This is a genomic window from Streptomyces caelestis, from assembly GCF_001279005.1.
Taxonomy (GTDB): domain Bacteria; phylum Actinomycetota; class Actinomycetes; order Streptomycetales; family Streptomycetaceae; genus Streptomyces; species Streptomyces heliomycini.
The window spans coordinates 1-4,721 of the sequence record NZ_LGCN01000280.1 but is presented as its reverse complement, the minus strand read 5'-3'; the positions used below and the strand labels follow the sequence as shown (position 1 = coordinate 4,721).

Annotated in this window: 1 protein-coding gene and 1 pseudogene; both read right to left on the bottom strand. The window is 74.5% G+C overall.

The window, feature by feature from the left end:
• Positions 1 to 3,905: SDR family NAD(P)-dependent oxidoreductase (locus tag ADK41_RS38185; protein WP_432422512.1), on the bottom strand; the 3,905-nt coding region annotated here is incomplete at its 3' end.
• 41 nt (positions 3,906 to 3,946) lie between these two features.
• Positions 3,947 to 4,660: pseudogene (locus ADK41_RS44455) on the bottom strand (acyltransferase domain-containing protein); the annotation flags it as partial.
• Positions 4,661 to 4,721 lie beyond the last annotated feature (61 nt).

The window sequence follows — 4,721 nt, the reverse complement described above, 5'->3', positions numbered from 1 at the left end:
AACGACACCATCACAGCCCACAACACCGGCTGCACCACATCCACCCGCTCCACCGAAGGAGCACCCTCCACACCCCGCACCACATCCAGCAACGACCACCCGGTGTGCGGTGACAGGGCGGCCGCGCACTCCGCCATCCGGGCGGCGAACACCGGTGAGGTGTCCAGGAGTTCATCGGCCATGCCGGTCCACTGGGAACCCTGGCCCGGGAAGACGAACACGGTGCCGGGTCCGGTCTCGGCGACGCCGTCCACGACGCGGGCGGACGGCTCGCCGGCGGCGAGCGCGTCGAGGCCGGAGAGGAGGCCGTCGAGGTCGCTGCCGACGACGACCGCGCGGTGGTCCATGGCGACGCGGGTCGACGCCACGGACGCCGCCAGCCGCGCCGCCTGCTCCCGCACCGCCTCACGCGACTTCGCCGACACCACCCACGGCAACCACACCGGGGCCTGGGCCGACCCGGTGAGCACGCCGTCCGTCTCCGCGGCCGGGTCCTCGGCGCCGTCGGCGGGCTCGGGGTCCGGGGCCTGTTCGAGGATGAGGTGGCCGTTGGTGCCGCTGATGCCGAAGGAGGAGACGCCCGCGCGGCGGGGCCGGCCGGTCTCCGGCCAGTCGGTGTGCTCGGTGACCAGGCGGACGGCGCCGTCGGCCCAGTCGACGACCGAGGTGGGTTCGGTGATGTGCAGGCTCCTGGGCACCATGCCGTGCCGCATCGCGAGCACCATCTTCATCATGCCGCCGACGCCCGCGGCGGCCTGGGTGTGGCCGATGTTCGACTTCAGCGAGCCGAGCAGCAGCGGCCGGTCGGCGGGCCGGTCCTGGCCGTAGGTGGCGAGGATGGCCTGGGCCTCGATCGGGTCGCCGAGCGGGGTGCCGGTGCCGTGCGCCTCGACCACGTCGACCTCGGCGGCGGACAGGCCGGCGTTGGCGAGGGCCTGGCGGATGACGCGCTGCTGGGAGGGGCCGTTGGGGGCGGTCAGGCCGTTGGAGGCGCCGTCCTGGTTGAGGGCGGAGCCACGCACCACGGCGAGCACGGGGTGGCCGTTGCGGCGGGCGTCGGAGAGCCGCTCCAGCAGGACGAGACCGACGCCTTCGGCGAAGCCCATCCCGTCGGCGCCCTCGGCGAAGGCCTTGCAGCGGCCGTCGGGAGCCAGGCCGCGCTGCCGGGAGAACTCCACGTAGGGCTCGGGGGTGGACATGATGGTGACGCCGCCGGCCAGGGCCATGGTGCACTCGCCGGTGCGCAGCGACTGCAGGGCCAGGTGCAGGGCGACCATGGAGGACGAGCAGCCGGTGTCCATGGTGACGGCGGGGCCCTCGAAGCCGTACGTGTAGGACAGGCGGCCGGAGGCGATGCTGGAGGCGTTGCCCGTCATGAGGTGGCCGGCCAGCTGCTCCTGGGCCGCGGCACCGCCGAGGCGGACCTGGTAGTCGGTGTTGATGGTGCCGACGAAGACCCCGGTGGCGGTGGAGCGCAGGGTCTCCGGGTCGATGCCGGCGCGTTCGAACGCCTCCCAGGAGGTCTCCAGGAGCAGGCGCTGCTGCGGGTCCATGGCGAGGGCCTCGCGCGGGGAGATCCCGAAGAACGCCGGGTCGAATCCGGCGATGTCCTGGATGAAGCCGCCCTCACGGCTGTAGGTGGTGCCCTGCCGTTCGGGGTCGGGGTCGTACATCGAGTCCAGGTCCCAGCCGCGGTCGGCGGGCGGGGTGGACACCGCGTCGACCTCGGCGACCATCAGGTCCCACAGTTCCTCGGGGCTGGTGACCCCTCCGGGGAAGCGGCAGGCCATGGCGACCACGGCCATCGGTTCGTCGGTGACACCGGCCGCGACGACCGCGGGGGCGGCGGCGGGCCGCTGTTCGCCGAGCAGCCGGTCCTTGAGGTGGTCGACGACGGCGGCGGTGTTGGGGTGGTCGAACAGCAGCGTGGTGGGCAGTTTGACGTCGGTGACGGCGGTGATGCGGTTGCGCACCTCGACGGCGGTGAGCGAGTCGAAGCCCAGGTCCTTGAAGGCGCGGTGCACGTCGACGGCCTCGGGCGAGGCGTGGCGCAGGGCGGTGGCGACCTCGGCGCGGACCAGGTCGGTGAGCAGGCGGTCCTGGTCGGCGGGGGCGAGGCCGCGCAGTCGGTCGCGCAGGGCGTGGGTGTCGGGCGCGGCGGCCTTCGCGGCCTCCAGGGCCCGGCGGACCTCGGGCAGGTCGCCGATGAGGGGGCTGGGCCGGGCGGCGGTCAGGACCGCGGCGTACGACGGCCAGTCGACGTCGACGACGGTGACGTGCGAGGCGCCTTCGGTGACGGCGGCGCGCAGCGCGGCGACGGCGGTGTCCGGCGTCATCGGGGTGAGTCCGTCGTGGCGCATCCGGTCGGTGAGGACGTCGGCGGTGGCCATGCCGGCGTCGGCCCAGGGGCCCCAGGCGACGGAGGTGACGGGCAGTCCGGCGGCGCGGCGCTGCTCGGCGACGGCGTCGAGGTAGGCGTTGGCGGCGGCGTAGTTGGCCTGTCCGGCGTTGCCGAGGACACCGACGACGGAGGAGAACAGCACGAACATCGACAGGTCGTGGTCGCGGGTGAGCTCGTGCAGGTGGGCGGTGCCGAGGCTCTTGGGACGCAGGACGGCGTCGAAGCGGTCCGGGGTGAGGGCGTCGAGGACGCCGTCGTCGAGGACGCCCGCGGCGTGGACGACGCCGGTGAGCGGCAGGTCGGCGGGGAGGGACTCGAGGAGCCCGGCGAGCTGGTCGCGGTCGGCGACGTCGCAGTCGGCGACGGTGACGCGGGCCCCGTGCGCGGTGAGTTCGGCGGTGAGTTCGGCGACACCGGGCGCGTCGGGGCCCCGGCGGCTGGTGAGGACCAGGTGCCGGGTGCCGGCGGCGGCCAGGGAGCGGGCGACGTGGGCGCCGAGCGCGCCGGTGCCGCCGGTGATCAGGACGGTGTCGTGCGCCGCCCAGGCGCCGGTGGGGTCGGCGTCGCCGACGGGCTCGGGCAGCGGCATCCGGGCGAGCCGGCGGGCGTAGGAGCCGGCGGCGCGCACGGCCAGCTGGTCCTCGGGGCCGCCGAGGAGACCGGGCAGACGGTCGAGGGCGCGCGGGTCGAAGGTGGGCGGCAGGTCGACGAGCCCGCCCCAGGTGTCCGGGAGCTCGAAGGCGACGGCGCGGCCGAAGCCCCAGGTCTCGGCCTGGACGGGCGAGGTCAGCGGGTCCCGGCTGTCGACCGAGACGGCGCCGCGGGTCAGCGCCCACAGACGGGCGCCGGTACCGGCGAGGGCGTGCGTCAGGTCCTTGGCGGCGGCGAGGCCGCGCGGTACGGCGGGGTGGTCGGGGTGCGGCCGTTCGTCGAGGGCGAGCAGCGACAGCACTCCGGCGGGTTCCTCGCCGTCGGGGGCGGTGAGCAGGGCGGTGAGGGCCGCGGTGTCCTCGCCGCCGGTCAGGTCGTGGCGTTCGACGCGCAGGCCGCGGGCGGTGAGGGCGGTGAGGACGTCGTCGACCCAGGGGTCGTCGGCGTGTCCGGCGGGGACGAGCGCGGGCCAGCGGCCGGCGGGGACGGGTCCGGCGGCTCCGGTCAGGGGGGTCCAGTGGACGCGGTGGCGCCAGGAGTCGAGGGTGGTGCGCAGGGTGCGGCGGCGCCGCCAGGAGGCGAGTGCGGGCAGCAGGCTGCTGAAGGCCTCGGTGTCGTCGCCGGTGATGTCCAGGACGGTGGACAGCCGGGTGACGTCACCGCTCTCGACGGCGGACCAGAACTCGCCGTCGGCGGGGTCGCCGCCGGTGCCGGCGGTCCGGTCGGTCCCGTCGGGGGTGAGCCAGTACCACTCGCGGCGGAAGGGGGGAAGGGGTAGGTGGGGAGGTCGACGCGGTGGGGACGGGCGCCTTGGTAGAAGGCGTCCCAGTCGACGTCCGCACCGTGCGCCCACGCCTCGCCCAGCGACAGCGTGAACCGCTCCCAGCCGCCCTCGCCCCGCCGCAGCGTGCCCACCACACCGGCGGCGACACCCGCGTCCTCGACCGTCTCGCGCACACCCGTCGCCACCACCGGATGCGCACTCACCTCCACCAGCACCCGGAAACCGTCCGCCAGCAGCGCACGCGTCGCCGCCTCGAACTCCACCGTCCCCCGCAGATTCCGGTACCAGTACCCCGCATCCAGCGAAGCCGTGTCGACCACACCCCCCGTCACCGTCGAATAGAACGGCACCTCACCCGAACGCGGCGCCACCGGAGCCAGCAACTCCGCCAACTCCCCCTCGATCCGCTCCACATGAGCCGAATGCGACGCATAGTCCACCGCCACCCGGCGCGCCCGCACACCCTGCGCCTCACACACCACCAGCAGCTCGTCCAACGCGTCCGCGTCACCCGACACCACCACCGACGACGGCCCGTTCACCGCCGCCACCGACACCCGGCCCTCCCACCGGCCGATCAGCTCACGCACCACCGACACACCACGCGCCACCGACACCATGCCGCCAAGACCCGACAGCGCACGCAACGCACGCGAACGCAACGCCACCACCAGCGCCGCATCCTCCAACGACAACGCACCCGCCACACACGCGGCCGCGATCTCACCCTGCGAATGCCCCACCACAGCAGCCGGCCGCACCCCGCACGAGCGCCACACCTCCGCCAACGACACCATCACAGCCCACAACACCGGCTGCACCACATCCACCCGCTCCACCGAAGGAGCACCCTCCACACCCCGCACCACATCCAGCAACGACCAC